General features: G+C 70.6%; 15 protein-coding genes. 8 read left to right on the top strand and 7 right to left on the bottom strand.

Annotation, left to right across the window (positions count from 1 at the left end):
• Positions 1–14: 14 nt before the first annotated feature.
• The 4 genes from OG520_RS29430 to coxB all read right to left on the bottom strand — a co-directional run bounded on the left by OG520_RS29430 (position 15) and on the right by coxB (position 4,480).
• Positions 15–1,271, bottom strand: coding sequence for an Ig-like domain-containing protein (locus OG520_RS29430; protein WP_406015189.1), 1,257 nt, complete (start codon positions 1,269–1,271; stop codon positions 15–17).
• Positions 1,272–1,389: 118 nt separating this feature from the next.
• The gene (locus tag OG520_RS29425; protein WP_399325990.1) at positions 1,390–1,788 is read right to left on the bottom strand and encodes a cytochrome c oxidase subunit 4; all 399 of its coding nucleotides are present in this window, start codon (positions 1,786–1,788) and stop codon (positions 1,390–1,392) included.
• Positions 1,785–3,521 carry a cytochrome c oxidase subunit I gene (ctaD, locus tag OG520_RS29420; RefSeq protein WP_399325992.1) on the bottom strand — a complete coding sequence of 579 codons (1,737 nt, stop codon included), beginning with the start codon at positions 3,519–3,521 and terminating at the stop codon, positions 1,785–1,787. Before ctaD ends, OG520_RS29425 begins: the two co-directional genes overlap by 4 nt.
• The gene (gene coxB, locus OG520_RS29415; protein WP_399325994.1) at positions 3,518–4,480 is read right to left on the bottom strand and encodes a cytochrome c oxidase subunit II; all 963 of its coding nucleotides are present in this window, start codon (positions 4,478–4,480) and stop codon (positions 3,518–3,520) included. Before coxB ends, ctaD begins: the two co-directional genes overlap by 4 nt.
• A 272-nt stretch (positions 4,481–4,752) precedes the next feature.
• Here coxB and OG520_RS29410 point away from each other — a divergent pair, with 272 nt between their 5' ends.
• Entirely contained in the window at positions 4,753–6,135 is a 1,383-nt protein-coding gene (locus OG520_RS29410; protein ID WP_399325996.1) for a cysteine desulfurase/sulfurtransferase TusA family protein, read from the top strand.
• Positions 6,136–6,149: 14 nt separating this feature from the next.
• Here OG520_RS29410 and OG520_RS29405 read toward each other — a convergent pair whose 3' ends face one another.
• The gene (locus OG520_RS29405) at positions 6,150–7,124 is read right to left on the bottom strand and encodes a carbohydrate kinase family protein (protein WP_266420288.1); all 975 of its coding nucleotides are present in this window, start codon (positions 7,122–7,124) and stop codon (positions 6,150–6,152) included.
• A gap of 160 nt (positions 7,125–7,284) precedes the next feature.
• Here OG520_RS29405 and OG520_RS29400 point away from each other — a divergent pair, with 160 nt between their 5' ends.
• The gene (locus OG520_RS29400) at positions 7,285–7,482 is read left to right on the top strand and encodes a hypothetical protein (RefSeq protein WP_266420286.1); all 198 of its coding nucleotides are present in this window, start codon (positions 7,285–7,287) and stop codon (positions 7,480–7,482) included.
• A 161-nt stretch (positions 7,483–7,643) separates the two neighbouring features.
• Positions 7,644–9,134: a hypothetical protein gene (locus OG520_RS29395; RefSeq protein ID WP_406015188.1), complete on the top strand. Its 1,491-nt coding sequence runs from the start codon at positions 7,644–7,646 to the stop codon at positions 9,132–9,134.
• A 104-nt stretch (positions 9,135–9,238) separates the two neighbouring features.
• Here OG520_RS29395 and OG520_RS29390 read toward each other — a convergent pair whose 3' ends face one another.
• Positions 9,239–9,595 carry an iron-sulfur cluster assembly accessory protein gene (locus OG520_RS29390; protein WP_030933606.1) on the bottom strand — a complete coding sequence of 119 codons (357 nt, stop codon included), beginning with the start codon at positions 9,593–9,595 and terminating at the stop codon, positions 9,239–9,241.
• Between the two features lie 246 nt (positions 9,596–9,841).
• On the opposite strand from OG520_RS29390, the gene nadA reads away from it, so the two are divergent.
• The 3 genes from nadA (at position 9,842) to OG520_RS29375 (ending at position 17,680) form a co-directional block, all read left to right on the top strand.
• Positions 9,842–11,050 carry a quinolinate synthase NadA gene (gene nadA, locus OG520_RS29385; protein ID WP_399326000.1) on the top strand — a complete coding sequence of 403 codons (1,209 nt, stop codon included), beginning with the start codon at positions 9,842–9,844 and terminating at the stop codon, positions 11,048–11,050.
• A 188-nt stretch (positions 11,051–11,238) separates the two neighbouring features.
• Complete coding sequence (locus tag OG520_RS29380) at positions 11,239–12,648, top strand: lipase/acyltransferase domain-containing protein (RefSeq protein ID WP_406015187.1); 1,410 nt, start codon at positions 11,239–11,241, stop codon at positions 12,646–12,648.
• Positions 12,638–17,680, top strand: coding sequence for a tetratricopeptide repeat protein (locus OG520_RS29375; RefSeq protein ID WP_406015186.1), 5,043 nt, complete (start codon positions 12,638–12,640; stop codon positions 17,678–17,680). Before OG520_RS29380 ends, OG520_RS29375 begins: the two co-directional genes overlap by 11 nt.
• Positions 17,681–17,699: 19 nt before the next feature.
• Here OG520_RS29375 and OG520_RS29370 read toward each other — a convergent pair whose 3' ends face one another.
• Positions 17,700–18,008, bottom strand: coding sequence for a hypothetical protein (locus tag OG520_RS29370; protein WP_406015185.1), 309 nt, complete (start codon positions 18,006–18,008; stop codon positions 17,700–17,702).
• Between the two features lie 149 nt (positions 18,009–18,157).
• Between OG520_RS29370 and OG520_RS29365 the strand changes: the two genes are divergently transcribed.
• Both OG520_RS29365 and OG520_RS29360 read left to right on the top strand, forming a co-directional pair.
• Positions 18,158–18,985: a Scr1 family TA system antitoxin-like transcriptional regulator gene (locus tag OG520_RS29365; protein WP_406015184.1), complete on the top strand. Its 828-nt coding sequence runs from the start codon at positions 18,158–18,160 to the stop codon at positions 18,983–18,985.
• On the top strand, positions 18,982–19,176 hold the full coding sequence (locus OG520_RS29360) for a DUF397 domain-containing protein (protein WP_376219977.1): 195 nt from the start codon (positions 18,982–18,984) through the stop codon (positions 19,174–19,176). The genes OG520_RS29365 and OG520_RS29360 overlap by 4 nt, the downstream gene beginning before the upstream one ends.
• The last annotated feature ends 54 nt before the right edge of the window (positions 19,177–19,230 follow it).

Genomic DNA, 19,230 nt, shown 5'->3' with positions numbered 1-19,230 from the left:
ACTCCCCGGTCCGGTCAGACCTCGGGACGCAGTCGCGCCGCCTGGATCGTGTCCGTACGGTCCGGCGTGGTGTTCTTCTGCAGGGCGCTGCCCTTCAGCCATTTGGCCCAGGACAGGTTCCAGTCCCCGTAACCGTTGTCGAACGGCGTCATCGTCTCGCCCTGGCTGCCCACGACCGTGACGATGTCGCCCTGGCGCACGGTGTTGTAGAACCACTCGGCCTGGCTGGTGCTCATGCCCGTACAGCCGTGGCTGACGTTCGCGTACCCCTGCGAGCCGGTGGACCAGGGGGCCGCGTGCACGTACTCGCCGCTCCAGGTGACCCGCGTCGCGTAGTAGACCTGCAGGTCGTACGAGTCGGAGGAGCCCTCCGCGATGCCGATCGTCTCCCCGCGCATACGTACGTTGTACTCCTTGCCCAGTACGACCTTGACGCCGTTTCGGGTGGAGAAGCCGGGCTTGCCGGTCGTCACCGGAATGGTGTTGATCACTTTCCCGTTGCGCTTGACCGTCATCGAGTGCGCCGCGGCGTCCGTGACGGCCTCGATGCGGTCGCCCGTGGTGAGCCTCAGCGCCTTCGTGGGGGCGCCGTAGAGGGCGTCGGTGACCTTGACCCCGGCCAGGCCGCTGGTGACGTCGATGGTGGCCCTGGCGGGCCAGTAGACCTTGGGGCGGTAGTGCAGGGTCTTGTCGTCGACCCAGTACCAGGAACCGGTCACGGCGGGTGTCGAACGGACCCTGAGGGCGCGCTCGACGTTGGCCCTGGACGCCTTGTCCTTGATCGGAGCGCTGAGTTCCGCCGTGATGGGCTGTCCGACGCCATAGGTGCCCGCCTGCGGGCCGAAGGCGACCTTCAGGAACTTCTTGGCGGAGGTGGTCCCGAAAGAGAGCGTACGGCCGCCCGGAGCGCCGTCGTCGTCCTCCGTGCTGACCCGCACGGTGTACCGGGTGCCGGCGGCGAGCGGGAGGGTGGAGTGCCACCGCTGCCCGTCGGCGTCGAGTTCGCCCGCGAGGTGGCGGCCTGTCGTGTCGACGGCCGACACGTCCGTGATCCGGCCGTCGCCGTCGTTGACGGTGACCTCCAGCGGCTTGCCGGGGTCGACCTTCCCGTCGCCGTCCGACGCGTTGGAGGAGATCTCGTCCACAGCGTCGTACGGCTTCTCCGCGAGCGGATGGCCGCCGGACCCGCCACAGGCGGTCACTCCTGCGACCAGGGTCACGACCAGCAGGGTGCAGCTCACTGCGGGGCGGATGCGCGGCGTGTGGTTCATGGACCCACGCTATGAAAGTTCATCCGTATCAGCGCGCGGTGTGACTGCGAACGGGGGACCCGCACTCCTCTCGGTGGAGAAGTGCGGGCCCCCCGTCAGGTGGAGCGGTGGCGCGATGTCACTGGGTGCGGTTCTCACCGCGGTAGTACTCGAAGACCCAGCCGAAGAGACCGATCAGGATGACCGGGGCCGAGAAGTAGAGCAGCCACCAGCCGAAGATGACTCCCATGAAGGCGAGGGCACCGCCGATCGCCAGCGAGAGCGGCTGCCAGCTGTGCGGGGAGAAGAACCCCACCTCGCCGGCCTCGTCCGCGACATCGGCTTCCTTGTTGTCCTGCGCCAGGGCGTCGACCCGCCGGGCCGTGAAGGCCAGGTAGAAGCCGATCATGACGCTCAGCCCGAAGGCCAGGACGAGTGCGGTGGTACCGGCCGGCTCCTTCGACCACACGCCGTACGTGACGGCCATGGCGAGGATGAAGACGCTCAGCCAGATGAACATCTTGCCCTGGATCTTCACTTGCCGGCCTCCTTGCCACCAGCGAGGGCCTTGTCATCCTCGGAGTGGTGCTCCAGCTGCTCGAGCGCCGCGATCTCCGGGTGATGCAGGTCGAACGCCGGGGATTCGGAACGGATCCGCGGCAGGGTGAGGAAGTTGTGCCGCGGCGGCGGGCAGGAAGTCGCCCACTCCAGCGAACGGCCGTAGCCCCACGGGTCGTCGACCTCGACCTTCTTGCCGTACTTGGCGGTCTTCCACACGTTGTAGAAGAACGGCAGCATCGACAGGCCGAGCAGGAACGAGGAGATCGTCGAGATCGTGTTCAGCGCGGTGAAGCCGTCCGCGGCGAGGTAGTCCGCGTAACGACGCGGCATTCCCTCGGCACCGAGCCAGTGCTGCACCAGGAACGTGCCGTGGAAGCCCACGAACAGCGTCCAGAACGTGATCTTGCCGAGCCGCTCGTCCAGCATCTTGCCGGTGAACTTCGGCCACCAGAAGTGGAATCCGGAGAACATCGCGAAGACCACGGTGCCGAAGATGACGTAGTGGAAGTGCGCGACGACGAAGTACGAGTCCGACACGTGGAAGTCCATCGGGGGCGATGCCAGGATCACGCCGGTCAGACCACCGAAGGTGAAGGTGATCAGGAAGCCGACGGCCCAGAGCATCGGTGTCTCGAAGGACAACGACCCCTTCCACATCGTGCCGATCCAGTTGAAGAACTTCACACCGGTCGGTACCGCGATGAGGAAGGTCATGAACGAGAAGAACGGCAGCAGCACACCGCCCGTGACGTACATGTGGTGCGCCCACACGGTCACGGAGAGGCCCGCGATGGCGATCGTCGCGCTGATCAGGCCGATGTAGCCGAACATCGGCTTCCGGCTGAACACCGGAATCACTTCGGAAATGATTCCGAAGAATGGCAAGGCGATGATGTACACCTCTGGATGGCCGAAGAACCAGAAGAGGTGTTGCCAGAGCAATGCGCCGCCATTGGCCGCGTCGAAGACATGCGCTCCGAATTTACGGTCCGCCTCCAGCGCGAAGAGCGCTGCGGCGAGGACCGGGAAGGCCAGCAGGACCAGCACACCGGTCAGCAGGACGTTCCAGACGAAGATCGGCATGCGGAACATCGTCATGCCGGGAGCGCGCATGCAGATGATCGTGGTGATGAAGTTGACCGAACCGAGGATCGTGCCGAAGCCGGAGAAGGCCAGCCCCATGATCCACATGTCGGCGCCGACACCCGGCGACCGGACCGCGTCCGAGAGCGGGGAGTAGGCGAACCAGCCGAAGTCCGCCGCACCCTGCGGGGTGAGGAAGCCGGCCACCGCGATGATCGAACCGAAGAGGTACAGCCAGTACGCGAACATGTTCAGCCGCGGGAACGCCACGTCGGGCGCGCCGATCTGCAGCGGCATGATCCAGTTCGCGAATCCGGCGAACAGCGGCGTCGCGAACATCAGCAGCATGATCGTGCCGTGCATCGTGAACGCCTGGTTGAACTGCTCGTTCGACATGATCTGCGTGCCGGGACGGGCCAGTTCGGCGCGCATGAAGAGCGCCATCAGACCGCCGATGCAGAAGAACGCGAACGATGTGACCAGGTACATCGTGCCGATCGTCTTGTGGTCAGTGGTGGTCAGCCACTTGATGACGACGTTTCCCGGCTGCTTCCGCCGGACCGGCAGCTCGTCCTCGTACGAGTCGTCTGCTGCCGCGGCACCCTGAGGTTCGTTGAGGATGCTCACAGTTTGTTCGTCTCCGCATTCCTGGCCGGGTCAGTCTGCTCGATGCCGGCCGGCACGTAGCCCGTCTGGCCCTTCTTCGCCAGCTCCTTGAGGTGCGCCTGGTAGCGCTCCGGGGAGACGACCTTGACGTTGAAGAGCATCCGGGAGTGGTCGGCGCCGCAGAGCTCGGCGCACTTGCCCATGAAGGTGCCCTCCTGGTTGGGAGTCACCTCGAAGGCGTTGGTGTGGCCCGGAAAGACGTCCTGCTTCATGAGGAACGGCACCACCCAGAAGGAGTGGATGACGTCACGCGAAGTCAGAACGAAGCGGACCTTCTCGCCCTTCGGCAGCCACAGGGTCGGACCCGGGTTGCCGTTCTGCGGGTTCCGCGTTCCCGGGACGCCGAAGTCGTAGACGCCTTCCGCACCCTTGGGGAAGTCCTTCTGGAACCGGTTGGGGATGGCGTCGAGCTCCTTGGGGATCTCGTTGCCCGTGGCGGTCGAGCCGTCCACGTTCTCGATGTAGTTGAAGCCCCAGCTCCACTGATAGCCGACCACGTTGACAGTGTGGGCGGGCTTCGGAGAGAGCGAAAGGATCTTCGATTCATCGCGCGCGGTGAAGTAGAACAACACCGAGACGATGATCAGAGGGACCACGGTGTACAGCGCCTCGATGGGCATGTTGTACCTGGTCTGCGGAGGAACCTCGACCTTGGTGCGGCTGCGCCGGTGGAAGATGACGCTCCACAGGATCAGGCCCCAGACCAGCACACCCGTGGCGAGCGCTGCCGCCCACGAGCCCTGCCAGAGGGAAAGGATCCGTGGTGCCTCTTCTGTTACCGGCGTGGGCATACCAAGGCGGGGGAAGTCCTTGTATGTGCAACCGGTTGCGGTCGCCAGGATCAGGCCCGCAGTCAGCACCTGCGGCAGCTTCCGCCGCATCGGGCGCCGCGACGAGCGGTCGGAGCCGTTGGGACTCACGTAGCGCCTTCCCGAGAGTCTCGCCCGCGCGGTCGGCGCGGCCGTCTTTCTGGTCGGTCGCCGCCCTGACGCGGGCAGGGGTTTGGATGTTTATGCGGACCAAACCCTACTGGACGCTATTTGGCGTCGCGCGGGGAGGGTGCCCAACGCGCCGCCCGACTCCTCGAAGGGGTGGAATACGGGCCTCCGAGCGCCATCTGACGCCCCCTCTCCCGACCCCTCGCGGGCGGCCCGTCCCCGGGTCCGGGCCCGGTTCGGGCTAGCGTGGCCGCGTGCCCTACTTCGACACCGCATCCTCCGCTCCCCTGCACCCCGTCGCACGTCAGGCGCTGCTTGCCGCGCTGGACGAGGGCTGGGCCGACCCGGCCAGGCTCTACCGCGAGGGACGGCGCGCCCGGCTGCTGCTGGACGCCGCCCGGGAGGCCGCCGCCGAAGCCGTCGGATGCCGTCCGGACGAGCTCACATTCACCCCTTCGGGGACCCGGGCGGTGCACTCGGGGATGTCCGGGGCTCTCGCGGGACGTCGGCGTGTCGGCCGCCATCTGGTCGTCTCCTCGGTCGAACACTCGTCGGTGCTCCATTCGGCGGCCGCCCATGAGGCGCAGGGCGGGTCGGTCTCCGAGGTCCCGGTGGACCGGTCGGGGGCGGTGAGCACGGCGGCGTTCGCGGACGCGCTGCGCGAGGACACCGCGCTGGCCTGTCTGCAGTCCGCCAATCACGAGGTCGGCACCGAGCAGCCGGTGGCCGGGGTCGCGGAGGTCTGCCGGGCGGCGGGGGTGCCGCTGCTGGTGGACGCCGCGCAGTCGCTGGGCCGGGAGCCGGTGCCGGACGGCTGGTCGCTGCTGGTGGGCAGCGCCCACAAATGGGGCGGGCCCTCCGGCGTCGGGCTGCTGGCGGTGCGCAAGGGGGTGCGGTTCGCCGCTCAAGGACCGGCCGACGAGCGGGAGTCGGGACGGGCGGCGGGTTTCGAGAACATTCCGGCGATCGTCGCCGCGGCGGCGTCGCTGCGCGCCGTGCGGGCCGAGGCCGCGGCCGAGTCCGTACGGCTGCGGGCCCTGGTGGACCGCATCAGGGCCACGGTGGCGGAGGTGGTGCCCGATGTGGAGGTGGTCGGCGACCCGGTGCGGCGGCTGCCGCATCTGGTGACCTTCTCCTGTCTCTATGTCGATGGGGAGACACTGCTGCACGAGCTGGACCGGGCGGGGTTCTCCGTGTCGTCCGGCTCGTCCTGCACCAGCAGCACGCTGACGCCGAGCCATGTGCTCCGGGCCATGGGAGTGCTGTCGGAGGGGAACGTACGGGTGTCGCTGCCGAACGGCACCGCCGGGGAGGACGTCGACCGCTTCCTGGACGTGCTGCCCCGGGTGGTGGCGGAGGTACGGCAGAGGCTGGGCGCGCCCGCTGCGGTGCCCCCCTCCCCCGCCCCGGCCGCGTCCCTGGTGGTCGACGCGCTCGGGAAGCGGTGCCCGATCCCGGTGATCGAGCTCGCAAAGGTGATCGGGGAGGTACCGCCGGGCGGGACGGTGACCGTGCTCTCCGACGACGAGGCGGCACGCCTGGACATCCCGGCCTGGTGCGCCATGCGCGAGCAGGAGTACGTGGGCGAGGAGCCGGCGGACCGCGGCTCGGCCTATGTGGTCCGCCGGCTCGTCTGAGCCCGTCCGCCGGATCAGCCCAGGTGCGTGCGGACCTCGGCGGCGGCCTCGTCGCCGTACGCCTTGGTGAAGCGGTCCATGAAGTGGGTGCGGCGCAGGGTGTACTCCTGGGTACCGACCGTCTCGATGACCAGGGTGGCCAGCATGCAGCCGACCTGGGCGGCGCGCTCCAGGCCGACGCCCCAGGCGAGACCGGAGAGGAAACCGGCCCGGAAGGCGTCGCCGACGCCGGTCGGGTCGGCCTTGATCTCCTCCTCCGGGCAGCCGACCTCGATCGGCTCCTGGCCGGCGCGCTCGATGCGCACACCACGGGCGCCGAGGGTGGTGACCCGGTGGCCGACCTTGGCCAGGATCTCCTCGTCGGTCCAGCCGGTCTTGGACTCGATGAGCCCCTTCTCGTACTCGTTGGAGAAGAGGTACGTGGCGCCGTCCAGGAGGATCCGGATCTCGTCGCCGTCCATCCGCGCGATCTGCTGCGAGAAGTCCGCGGCGAACGGGATGCCGCGGGAGCGGCACTCCTCGGTGTGGCGGAGCATCCCCTCGGGGTCGTCGGCGCCGATCGAGACCAGGTCGAGGCCGCCGACCCGGTCGGCGACGGCCTTCAGCTCGATGAGCCGGGCCTCGCTCATCGCACCGGTGTAGAAGGAACCGATCTGGTTGTGGTCGGCATCCGTCGTGCAGACGAAGCGGGCGGTGTGCAGGACCTCGGAGATCCGGACCGACCCGGTGTCGACGCCGTGGCGGTCGAGCCAGGCGCGGTACTCGTCGAAGTCGGAGCCGGCGGCACCGACCAGGATCGGCTCCGTGCCCAGCAGGCCCATGCCGAAGCAGATGTTGGCGGCGACACCGCCCCGGCGCACGTCGAGGTTGTCGACCAGGAAGGAGAGCGAGACCGTGTGCAGCTGATCCGCGACCAGCTGGTCGGCGAAACGGCCGGGGAAGGTCATGAGGTGATCGGTGGCGATGGAGCCGGTGACTGCGATTCGCACGGGGAGACTGCTCCTGCGGAGATCGGGGGGAACGGGTGACTGTGTTCCCGGGGCGGCGTGACAGTTCACGCTACCGGTTCCCCGGACCCGCCCTGAAGGGGGAAAAACTACCCGATAGTAGGTCTTTCTTCCTGTGGCCTGCGGTGCCTACGGTGCGGTTATGTCGAACCACATCGCCACGCGCGAGTCCGAGATCAGCCTGGCCGAGCTGCGCGGTGACTGCGCGCGGATGGCTCCGCACTGGGTGGCCCACCCGAAGTCTGCCCCCGTTCCGGTCGCGCCGTCCCGGATTCACGGGGTCACCGTGCCCGCCGCCTCCGCCCGGCTGATCGACGCCATGTCCGACTACGGCGACTGAGCGGCGCCGAAGACCGGTACCGATCGCGCCTGACGCCCCGCGCGGGAAACCTGCGGGAACCGTGCGCACCGCTGCCCCGTCCCATCGTTGTCCCCGATCCGGGGGCGGACGACAGGCCGGGCGACGGCATGTGACGGCAATGCAGGCGAAGGAGCGATCCGGTGAGCACCGAGCGACCCGACAACGACGTGACCGGCCCCCGGCGGCGTTCGCCGCTCGCCGTGGCCTCGGTGGCGGCAGCCGTACTGCTGGCCGGTGGCGGTGGCGCGTACTGGGCGGCGACCGCGGCCGACGGCGACGGCAGGTCCGGCGGCAGCGCGGACGGCGACGGGCGGCGCACCCCGCCCCCGCTGGCCCTGGGCAAGCACGCGGGCACCCCGACGGCGCCCGGGAGCCCGGGAGGCCCCCCGCGGGGCATCGCGCCGGGCGAGCCCGATCCGAACGGCGCCCGGGTGGTCTACCGCGCGTCCGGCAAGCTGCCCGAGGGGCCGCGCACGGCCGCCGTGCAGCGCGCGGAGGGGACCGTCTCCGCGGCCGAGGTGGCCCGGCTGGCGAAGGCGCTGGGGCTGGCGGGCACGCCGCAGGCGGAGGACACGTACTGGAAGGTGGGGTCCGACGGCGACGGTTCGGGCCCGGTCCTGCGGGTGGAGAAGCAGGCTCCGGGCACCTGGAGCTTCGCCCGGTACGGCTCCGGCGGTACGGACAACTGCCGGAAGACGACGGTCTGTTCGGGCGGGCAGCCGGCTCCGGGCGACAGCGGCTCCCCGGTGAGCGAGAGCGCCGCCAGGGCTGCCGCGACGCCGGTGCTGAAGGCGGCGGGCCAGGGCGACGCCGCGCTGGACACCCGCCAACTCATGGGTTCGGTACGGGTGGTGAACGCCGACCCGAAGGTGGACGGCCTTCCCACGTACGGCTGGTCGACCGGGATCCAGGTGGGTCCGGACGGTGAAGTGGTCGGCGGCAGCGGGCAGTTGAAGGTCCTGGAGAAGGGCGACAGCTATCCGGTGATCGGTGCGGCCGAGGCACTGGAGCAGCTGAACGGTTCGGCGCCCGGCACGGGTGCGCGCGCGGACATCGGCGGATGCGCCGCCCCCGTACCACTGGACGAAGGCCGAAAGACGCCGAAGGCCCACTGCGGGGCGCGGACCGGGGCGGAGCGGCCGACGACGACCGTGACGGTCGAGAAGGCGGTGTTCGGCCTGGCGACGCAGTACGTGGCGGGCAAGCAGACGCTCGTACCGTCCTGGCTGTTCTCGGTGCGGCCGGCCGCCGGCGGCCTGGGCACCACGGTGTCGCAGGTCGCCGTGGCCCCGTCGTACCTGGCGAAGAACGCACCCTCGACGACCGCCCCCGCGCCGGCCCCGACGCCTTCCCCGGGGAACGCGGAGAAGTCCCGGCAGTCGCTGTCGTACAGCGCCGACGGGCGGACCCTGTCGGTGACGTTCTGGGGCGGGGCGTGCAGTACGTACACCGCGAGCGCGACCGAGAGCCCGGACCGGGTGGCCGTGAGGGTGACGGAGTCGAAGCAGCCCGGGAAGAAGGTCTGCATCATGATCGCCAAGGAGCTGACCCGGAAGGTGACGCTCGACGCGCCGCTCGACGGCCGGAGGGTGGTCGACGCGGTGTCGGGCGCCGACGTGCCCCGCGGCTGAGCGCCGGACCCTCGGACACGACGACGGCGGCGGCCCGGATTCCGGGCCGCCGCCGTTGCGCCGTTCCGCGCGACGCCCTCGGGCGTGCGCGCCGCCTTCAGGACTCAGCTGAAGGAGTCGCCGCAGGCGCAGGAGCCCGTGGCGTTGGGGTTGTCGATCGTGAAGCCCTGCTTCTCGATGGTGTCGACGAAGTCGATGGAGGCGCCGCCCAGGTACGGAGCGCTCATCCGGTCGGTGACGACCTTGACGCCGTCGAAGTCCTTCACGACGTCACCGTCGAGCGAACGCTCGTCGAAGAAGAGCTGGTAGCGCAGGCCCGAGCAACCGCCGGGCTGGACGGCGACGCGCAGCGCCAGGTCGTCACGGCCTTCCTGCTCCAGCAGGCCCTTGACCTTGGCTGCGGCGGCGTCGGACAGGAGGATGCCGTCGCTCACGGTGGTGGTCTCGTCCGATACGGACATCTGCTTCTCTCCCGGGTTGTACGGAGACTGCTTGCCGACGTTGCAACCGTCGGGACCGCGGATTCATTCCGGGCCGAGCGCTTGCCTGTTCCAATCATGCTCGCACACCGGTCGGCCGGGGGGATGCGTCACATCGACACTATGGCCATCGTCAAAGTGACGTGAACCGGATATGATAGATAGCGTCAATTAGACGAAAAGGCTTCGCGGAAGCTTTTCGCAGAAGCTTTCAGCAGAGAAGAAAGGGTGCGTGACGTGACCACGGCCCACCCCGTCCAGGATCTCGACGTCCAGCCGACGCCCCTCGCCCTGCTCCTGCTCGGCCGTGAGGCCGACCCGAGGAGCGAGCGCGGCGTCGAGTGTCCCGGCGACCTGCCATCCCCGTCCGACCCGGACCTGGTGGAGCGTGCCCGTGCGGCCAAGGCGAAGCTCGGGGACAAGGTGTTCGTCCTCGGCCACCACTACCAGCGCGACGAGGTCATCCAGTTCGCCGATGTCACCGGCGACTCGTTCAAGCTCGCCCGGGACGCGGCCGCGCGGCCGGAGGCCGAGTACATCGTCTTCTGCGGCGTGCACTTCATGGCCGAGTCCGCGGACATCCTGACCACCGACAACCAGAAGGTCGTGCTGCCGGACCTGGCGGCGGGCTGCTCCATGGCCGACATGGCCACCGCCGAGCAGGTCGCCGAGTGCTGGGACGTGCTGACCGAGGCCGGGGTCGCCGAGCAGGTCGTGCCCGTGTCGTACATGAACTCCTCCGCCGACATCAAGGCCTTCACCGGGCGGCACGGCGGCACGATCTGCACCTCGTCCAATGCGAAGCGGGCGCTGGAGTGGGCCTTCGAGCAGAGGGAGCCCTCGGCAGCCAAGGTCCTCTTCCTGCCCGACCAGCACCTGGGCCGGAACACCGCGGTCCGGGACATGGGGATGTCGCTGGAGGACTGCGTCCTCTACAACCCGCACAAGCCGAACGGCGGCCTGACCGCCGAGGAGCTGCGCGACGCGAAGATGATCCTGTGGCGCGGGCACTGCTCGGTGCACGGCCGCTTCTCGGTCGAGTCCGTCAATGACGTCCGCGAGCGGATACCGGGCGTCAACGTCCTGGTGCACCCCGAGTGCAAGCACGAGGTCGTGGCGGCGGCGGACTACGTCGGCTCGACGGAGTACATCATCAAGGCCCTGGAGGCGGCCCCGGCCGGCTCGAAGTGGGCGATCGGCACCGAGCTGAACCTGGTGCGCCGCCTGGCGAACCGGTTCGCGGCCGAGGACAAGGAGATCGTCTTCCTCGACAAGACGGTCTGCTTCTGCTCGACGATGAACCGCATCGACCTGCCGCACCTGGTGTGGGCGCTGGAGTCGCTGGCCGAGGGCAACCTGGTCAACCGGATCGAGGTCGACCCGGAGACGGAGAAGTACGCGAAGCTCGCGCTGGAGCGGATGCTGGCGCTGCCGTAGGAACCCCGGCATGCAGGAAGGCCCCGGCACCGAGGGCGGATTCGAGGTGCCGGGGCCTTTCGCTCGTGTACAGGCACGGAACGTCCCGAGTGGGCCGCTTTCCTCCATATGGCACTCGAACAGCCCTCTCCGTAATTACGCTGCTTTATCCACGGCAGCAGCGCACATTCACGGGGGTACGGCGCCATATGACGTCTCGCAGCCGGGTCGATGACATGGTGGTCGTCGTCCCGGGCATTCTCGGCAGTCGGCTGGCGGACGCGGACGGACACGAGGTCTGGGGCCTCTCGGGCCCGGCCCTCCTCCGCGGGATCCGTACCTTCGGCCGGTCCGTCAAGGGCCTGGCGCTGCCCCCGGACCTGGGCGACGAGCACCCGGGCGACGGTGTGCGCCCGCTCGGTCCGATGCGCGACCTGCACGGACTGCTGGGCATCGGGACGCTCGTGGACGGCTACGACGGCTTCCTGGAGTGGCTGGAGAACAACTTCACGCTCCGCCGCCGGGGCGGGAACGACGACGCGGACGCCCCCGCCAACCTGATCGACTTCGTCTACGACTGGCGGCTGTCCTGCCGCTACAACGCGGACCGGCTGGCCGGGCGGGTGGACGAGGAGCTCGGCCGCTGGCGAGCCTCGGCGCCGGAGCGGACGGAGGCCCGGGTCGTCTTCGTCTGCCACTCGATGGGCGGCCTGGTCACTCGCCAGTACGTGGAGCGGTGCGGCGGCGCGGAGGTGACGCGCCGCGTGATCACGCTCGGAACCCCGTACCGGGGCTCCCTGGACGCCCTGCTCTCCTTGGTCAACGGGGTGGGCCCGGCCGGTATCGGCCTCACCGCGTTCGCCCGCGGCCTTCCCTCCCTCCACCAGCTCGTCCCCGACTACGCCGCGCTGATCACCGCGCCGGGCGAGCCGCTGCGACACGCCCGTGAGGTGACCGGCCTGCCCGGGACCGACGCGGCACTGCTCAAGGACGCCGCCTTCTTCCACGAGGCACTGCGGGAGTCCGGGGCGGGGGCGGCGTACGGAGTGGAGTACGTACCGATCAGCGGGGTGCTCCAGCCGACCCCGACCACCGCCGAGATCCAGGGCGAGAAGCTGACCGGGCTGCTCACGATCGACGGGGACGACGAGGGCGGCGACGGCCGCGTACCGAGGCTCTCCAGCGCCCATGTGGGGCCGGCGGGGCGGCCCGCGTACACGCCCTGGGAGAAGCACGGCTCGCTCCAGAACAACACGGCGCTGCGGCAGGCCCTCTACAACTGGCTCACCCCGGACCCGCCGGTCCACCGGGGCCCGGAGGACGCGAGTATCCCCCTGGTGGTGGACGCCCCGGACACGATCACCGGGGGCGAGGTGTACGAGCTGCGGGCCACGGTCCCGCCGGACATACGGGGCCACGACCGGGTGGCCGTCTTCGCGGCGGCCGAGGGCGGACCGGTGCGGACGCTGAACAACCTGGGCGGGGGCCGTTACGTGGCGCGCCTGGCCGGGCTGCCGGCCGGGCCGCACCGGGTGCGGGTGAGTACGGGGAACGCGGGCCATGTCGTGATGACCGCGCTGGTGCTGGTACTGGAGGGCGGGGCGGGCGATGGTGCGTGAGACGGGCGTGACGGGCGGCGACGGACGCGAGCCGGTGGGGACGGCGCTGTGCGTGGCGTGCGAGGAGTACGCCGACCGGCGGAGCTTTCCCTGGCTGACCGGGGCGGTGGCCCGGATGGAGGAGATCGCCGGACTGCTGGAGGGCCTGGGGATCGCGGCGCATGTGGTGGGCGGCGGGAACCCGTCCTGGGCGGCCTTCGACGAGGCCCTGCCCGCGTGGAGCAGGAACTGGCGGGAGACGGGGGCGGCGAAGCCCGCGATCATCGTCTGGTCGGGGCACGGGGTGCTGATCGACGGCGAACTGCGCCTCGCGCTGTCGGACCTCCACCTCGACGACGACGCCACGGTCTCGGCAGGCGCAGAAGACCGTGGCGTCTCGACCGAGAGGCTGGTCAACCATGCGGTGGCCTCGGGCGCGGACCAGATCCTGGTGATCATCGACACCTGCCACGCGGGAGACGCGGTGGGCCGGGGCCTGGAGAAGGCGCTGCGGCGTTGGGAGGCCACATCCACGCCGCCCGGCCAGGTCAAGTGGTTCGGGATCATGGCGAGCTGTCGGCGCAACGAGACGTCGGACGGCAGCGGCCCTCTGCTCACCGCGTTGGCGGAGGTGTTGAAGGCCGGCCCCGCCACTACCGGGTACCGCTCGGTGTGGAGCGCCCACAACGCGTTGGTCAGCGGCCCGGACCTGCTGGCCGCGCTGGACGAGCGATGGCGCGGCGAGGGGCAGACACCGGTGCCCGCCACCCTCGGCACCGGGCGGCCGGTCTTCCCCAACCCGCGCCATGTGCCCGGGGCCCCCGCCCGGCTGGTGGAGCACCTGGTGCTCGCGGCGCGCGGGGTCGGGTACCGCGAGGAGGGCTGGTTCTTCACGGGCCGGAAGGAGGTGCTGGGCCGGATCGCCGCGTGGCTGGAGGCGGGCGAGGCCGGGCTCTTCCTGGTGACCGGCCCGGCGGGCTGCGGCAAGTCGGCCGTGCTGGGCCGGATCGCGACGCTCACCGATCCCGTGCGGCGGAAGGAGACCGAGGCGCACGGGGGCCTGCGCGAGGGCGACCCGGGCCCGCGCCCCGACCGCTCCCTCGCCTCCGTGCATCTGCGAGGCCTGAGCCCTCTCCAGGCGGCCTCGGAGCTGGCCCGGCAACTCGGGCTGCCGGAACCCCGCAACGCGGACGACTTCCGGGGCGAGCTCCGTGAGTTGTCCCCGCAGCCGGTGCTGGTGCTCGACGGCCTGGACGAAGTACCCGCCGAGCACCTCCGCGCCGTGATCGAGGAGCTGGTCTTCCCGCTCAGCCGGACGGTCCCGCTCCTGCTCGGCTCCCGCGACCGGGCGTTCCGCAGCCGCCTGGCGGAGGAAGGGCGCGGGGACGAGACGCTGCCGGACGCCCTGGCCCGGCTGATCGGCGCGGGCGTCACCACCGCGGACCTGGAGCAGGAGCCGCACACGCGGGAGGACATCGGTGAGTACGTGTTCCGCCGGTGCGCGGCGGCCGGTGTCCCGGAGGACCGGGCGCGGGAGGCGGGCGACGCGGTCGCGGCGCGTGCCACGGCGGTGGGCGGCGGGTTCCTCTTCGCGCGGCTGGTGACGGGCTCGCTGCTGGCGGGGGGTCGTGTCGCCGAGGAGGACCAGTGGCCGGCCGGTCTGCCGGGCTCCATCGAGGCCGCGTTCGAGGAGGACTTGCGGGCGGGGCCGGTACGGGTCCTGGCGGACGGCACCGAACTGCCGTCCGCCGCGCGGGATCTGCTGACCGCGCTGGCGTGGACGGTCGGGCGCGGCATGCCTGCCGGGGGCGTGTGGGAGGAGGTCGCCGGAGCGCTGGGCGGCGGTGACGTGTCGTACGACGAGAGCGACGTGGACTGGGTGCTGTCCGCCTACGGCCGCTACATCGTCGAGGACGCCGAGGACGGGCAGGCGGTGTACCGCCTGTACCACCGCGAGTTCGTGTCACATCTCGCGGACCGGGAGGGGCCGGGGGGTTCCGAGGCCGGAGAGGTGGCGGCGGCCGCGCTCATCGCGCACGTCGAGCGGCGAGCGGTGGGCGGCGACTGGGGCGCGGTCGATCCGTACGTGGTGCGCGGGCTGGCGCGGCACGCGGCGCGGGCGGGTGCGCCGGGGATCGGGATGCTGCGGGGGCTGGTGGAGCGGGTCGGGGCGGGCGCGGCGCCGTTTCTGGCCCAGGCGTTGTGGTACTTCTCCGAGCGGCTCGGGGCGGAAGGGGATCTGGACGGTGCGCTGGCCCACGCGCGGGAGGCCGTCACCCTGTACAAGGCGCTGGAGCACGTCGCTCCCGGGTCCTGCACGACGGCGGTGGTACGCACGCTCGTCAACGTCGCCAACCGATACGCCGCCGTCGGCGACCATGAAGGGGCGCTGACGCCGGCGCGCGAAGCGGTCACGCTCCAACGGAGCCTTGCCGACGCGGGAGGGAGCGCGGCCCTCCCCGGCCTGGCTCTCGCCCTCGGCACTCTCGGCCGGCGCCTCCACGCCATCGGGGACCACGAGGGGGCGCTCGCACTCACGCGGGACGCCGTCGGCATCTACCGGCAGCTCGCCGCACGTACGCCGGCGGCGTTCCGCCCCGGCCTCGCCGCCGCGCTGACCGACCTGGCGGTGAGCCTCGCAGCCGTCGGGGAACGCCGGGCCGCCGTACCACCCGCGCAGGAGGCCGTGGAGATCCACACCGAGCTGGCCGCGTCACACCCCGACGAGTTCCTGGTCGGCCTCGCCGCCGCCCTGACCATTCTGGCCGGCAGCCTCAGGGCCACCCGGAGCCACGCGGAAGCCCTTCCTCACGCGGAGCGAGCGGTCCAGGTCAACCGGAAGGTGGCCGAACGTCACCCCGCCGTCCTGCGGTCCGCCCTGGCAGGCTCCCTGACCAATCTGTCCGTGCACCGCGAGGACGTCGGTGACCTCGCAGGGTGCCTCGCGCCCGCGCAGGAGGCCGTGGAGATCTGCCGGGAACTCGTTGCGCGTCATCCGGCCGCCTTCCAGGCGCAGTTGGCGGGCGCCCTGCACAACCTGGCGGACAGGTTCTCCGACATCGGGGACCGCGAGGGCGCGCTCGCTCCGGCGCGGGAGGCGGCGCGCATGCACGCCAGGCTCGCTTCACAGCACCCGGACGCCTTCCAGCCGGATCTCGCCCGGTCCCTGACCTCCTTGGCCAACAAGACGGCCGCCGCGGGAGACCCTGCGGCAGCGGTGCTGTTCGCGCGGGAGGCTGTTCGCATCCAGCGCGAACTGGCCGGGGACCGGCCGACAGCGTCCCTCCCTGGCCTGGCCTCGATGCTCAACGACCTTGCCACGCACCACGTCTCCGCGGGTGAGCCTGCGACAGCCCTGCTCCACTCCGAGGAAGCGACCGATGTCTACCGGCGCCTGGCCGCCGAGGATCCGAACGCCTTTCTCCCCGGGTTCGCGACAGCCCTCAGCAACCTCGGCAACCATCGCGCGGCCCTGGGCGATGTTTCGGGGGCGCTCGCAGCGGGTCGGGAAGCCGTCTCCATCCGCCGCGCACTCGCCGCACAGCAGCCCGCCGTCTTCCGGCAGGAGCTGGCCACCGCACTCACCAACCTGGCCGCTCACCTGAACAAGGCGGGAGATCCGGCGGCGGGACTGCGAGCAGCGGAGGAAGCTGTCGTTCTCCACCGTGAAACCGCCGAACGCCAGCCCGACTTCCGCGTCGCTCTCGCGGGCGCACTCGGCACTCTGGCACAGAACCTCGCCGATACCGGCAGCCGGAAGGAAGCCCTGGCGCCGGCCAGGGAGGGCGTCCGTCTCCTGCGCGGACTCGTCGACGAACCGAGCAGCGCCTTCCTCCCTCATCTGGCTCTTGCCCTGCAGAATCTCAGCAGGCACCTGGGGCGGAACCAGGACGCCGAAGGAGCCGTGAGCACGGCAGAGGAAGCGGTCGCCGCCTACCGGACTCTGGCGCTGGAGGACCCCGGTGCCTTCGAGAACGCCCTGGTCGCCGCTCTCGCCAACCTGGCCCAGGCTCTCGTCCGCACCGACGACCGCGCGTCGGCGATCCGGGAATTCGACGAGGTCGTGGAGGAGTTCGCCGCCGCCCACCCCGCGACCGCCCGGCGTCTCGGTGTCGAGCGGAGTGTTTTCCTGCTGGACTGTCCCGATCCCCAGGCCTTGATCGGCGTACGCGGGCTCGTGGCCTTCCTCGATGGGGACTCCGCGCCGGCCGGCGGCGCGGACCCCGTGACCGTACGGGCCCGGCGGGCGCTTCGCGCCTTCAGCGACACCGAGGCCGTCCGCACCGCGTGGGAAGAAGAGACCTTCGCCCCCGCGCCGGCCTGGCTCGCCCTGTCGCCGGAGACGCTGGACCTCGTCAGTTCCTGGATGTTCGCGGCCAACTGGCCCCAGTCACGCGATGTCTGGTCCCGGAACGCGGAAGTGCTCAGCGGCGAGGAGACAGCGGCAGCGCTCGAAGAACTGGCACTCCTGGGCCCCCGCACCGCACAGCGGCACGCCGCGCTCCGCGAGGCCGTGCTCGTCCACGGCGTGACCGCCGCCTACGATCCGCTGATCCTCGCGGAACAGGTGGCGGAGTGGGTGGAGTGCGCCACCTGGGCGGAGTCACGGGTCTTCCTCCAGGACCACCCCCGCATCCTCCAGGCCCAGCCGTCCGAGGCCACCCCGCTCGCGCACGTCGCCCTCCTCGATGTCACCCGCACCGAAGGACTGGACGCCGCGTACCGCCTCGTCGAGGACCGCGACGCCCTCCAGGCGTACGTGGAAAGGGCGTTGGCGGCCGGGGACGGCAACGCGCTGCTGCACGCGGCGGCCGTCGAGGGGCAGGTCTTCGACGACAGGCTGTCCTCCCTCACCCACGCCCAGGCGGGCATGGTGCTCGCCGGAGCCGTCGAGGGCGTCGAACCGGACGAGCTGGCCACGCTCCTCCCCCGCGCACCCGAGGAGACCCGTGGCCGGCTGCTGAGGGAGATCCTCGCCCTCAGCGTCCGGCACGCCCACCCGCACGGCGAGACGTGGCTCCGCATCGTCCAGGCCCTCAGCGGAGCCGCCTGACGCCGACCAGCCGGCCTCCTCAGCCGTCGTTCCCGACGCTCGCCAACCGCCTGCCCCGGCTCTCCGCGATCCGCAGGGTGTCCCCCAGCGACTCGGCGAGCCGGGTGCCCGCGAACCGTAGCTCCCGCTCCCCCACCGCGGTCTGCGCCAACAGCTCCCGGGCCTGCTCCAGTACGTACGCGGCCGAGGCGATCAGGTCGGTCTCCAGTTCGTCGGCCATCCGGGAGAGGCGGCTGTCCGGGTCCGCCGTGCTCAGCCAGCACGGGCCGCCGCGCTCGTTGGTCCACGGGAGCAGTCGCAGGGCCCGGCCCTGTCCGTCGAACATCATGTCGGTCGCTACCTCCGGAGCAGGCCCTCTGGCGCACCGCACGAGAGGGTGGTTACGGTGTGTGCCGCAATCGTCGCCCTGGGGAACCTCGCCCCAACAGGGCGCCGCTGTCCCGGCCTTGGGAACGGGACACACGAAAGGCACGCACCGTGACGTTCAAGCCCCAGCCACTCAGCCCCTATCTGTCCGCCCGCCACTACTTCGGCTCCGAGCAACGCCGCCACCGCGAGCGGGCGGGCCTGTCGCTCGTGCAGCTCGCGGACATCGTGAACTCCAGCAAGAGCACGCTGGCCCGGATCGAGACGGCCGACCTGATGCCGCCGCCGGACATTCCCAGCCGACTGGACATGGCCTTCGGGACGGATGACCACTTCCACGGGCTGTACGAGCTCGCCCGACGCGAGATCCACCCCGACCAGTACCAGCGGTACATGGACTTCGAGTTCCGGTCCGAGGTGATAGAGCAGTACGGCGCGCAGGCGCTGCCGGGGCTGTTGCAGACCGAGGAGTACGCGCGCACGTTTCTCCGTTGCCAGGAGGACCTGAGCGCCGAACAGGTCGAGGAACGCGTCACCGCGCGCATGTCGCGGCAGGAGCGGCAGCGTTCGGAGAATCCGCCGCTCCGGTGGGCGATCGTCGACGAGGCCGTGCTGCGACGGCAGATGGGCAGTCCGGCCTGCATGCGTGAGCAACTGGCTTCGCTGCTGGAGCAGGTGGATACTCCGGACAGTAAAGTTCAGGTGATGCCGTTCGGTGCGGGACTCCACTCGCTCCTGGGTGGCGCGCTGACTCTGCTGACCCTGCCCGACGGCACTTCGGTGGCGTACGAGGAGGGCATTCAGGCCGGTCATCTCTACGAGGATCCGGCCGCGGTGAAGAAGTGGCGGCGGCAGTACGAGGTACTGCGCGCCAACTCCCTCCCCTTGGCCGAGTCGGCGGAACTGATCCGGACCGCGATGGAGGGCTACCGACCATGACCCACTCCCCCGAGCTGAGCACCGCCCACTGGCGCAGCAGCAGCTACAGCAATTCCAATGGGGGCGAATGCGTCGAGATCAGCGACGACTTCCCCGGCGTCGTCCCCGTACGCGACAGCAAGAATCCCGCCGGCCCGGCGCTCGTCGTCCAGGCCGCGGCCTGGGGCGCGTTCGTCTCCTCGCTGAAGTAGCAGCAGCGCTCAAGGAGCAAGCGGAAACCCGAAGGGGCCTGTCCCACACGCGCG

Origin of the sequence: Streptomyces sp. NBC_00984 (assembly GCF_045162475.1) — a bacterium.
Lineage (GTDB): Bacteria > Actinomycetota > Actinomycetes > Streptomycetales > Streptomycetaceae > Streptomyces.
The sequence above is the reverse complement of the archived record's forward strand: the minus strand, read 5'-3'. Positions and strand labels throughout refer to the sequence as shown.

What these genes read in the sequence shown, in the direction of transcription:
- OG520_RS29380 (WP_406015187.1), top strand. Translation starts at nt 11,239, where the DNA reads ATGACGTCTCGCAGCCGGGTCGATGACATGGTGGTCGTCGTCCCGGGC.
- OG520_RS29430 (WP_406015189.1), bottom strand. Translation starts at nt 1,271, where the DNA reads ATGAACCACACGCCGCGCATCCGCCCCGCAGTGAGCTGCACCCTGCTG.
- OG520_RS29400 (WP_266420286.1), top strand. Translation starts at nt 7,285, where the DNA reads ATGTCGAACCACATCGCCACGCGCGAGTCCGAGATCAGCCTGGCCGAG.
- OG520_RS29375 (WP_406015186.1), top strand. Translation starts at nt 12,638, where the DNA reads ATGGTGCGTGAGACGGGCGTGACGGGCGGCGACGGACGCGAGCCGGTG.
- OG520_RS29390 (WP_030933606.1), bottom strand. Translation starts at nt 9,595, where the DNA reads ATGTCCGTATCGGACGAGACCACCACCGTGAGCGACGGCATCCTCCTG.
- OG520_RS29370 (WP_406015185.1), bottom strand. Translation starts at nt 18,008, where the DNA reads ATGATGTTCGACGGACAGGGCCGGGCCCTGCGACTGCTCCCGTGGACC.
- OG520_RS29360 (WP_376219977.1), top strand. Translation starts at nt 18,982, where the DNA reads ATGACCCACTCCCCCGAGCTGAGCACCGCCCACTGGCGCAGCAGCAGC.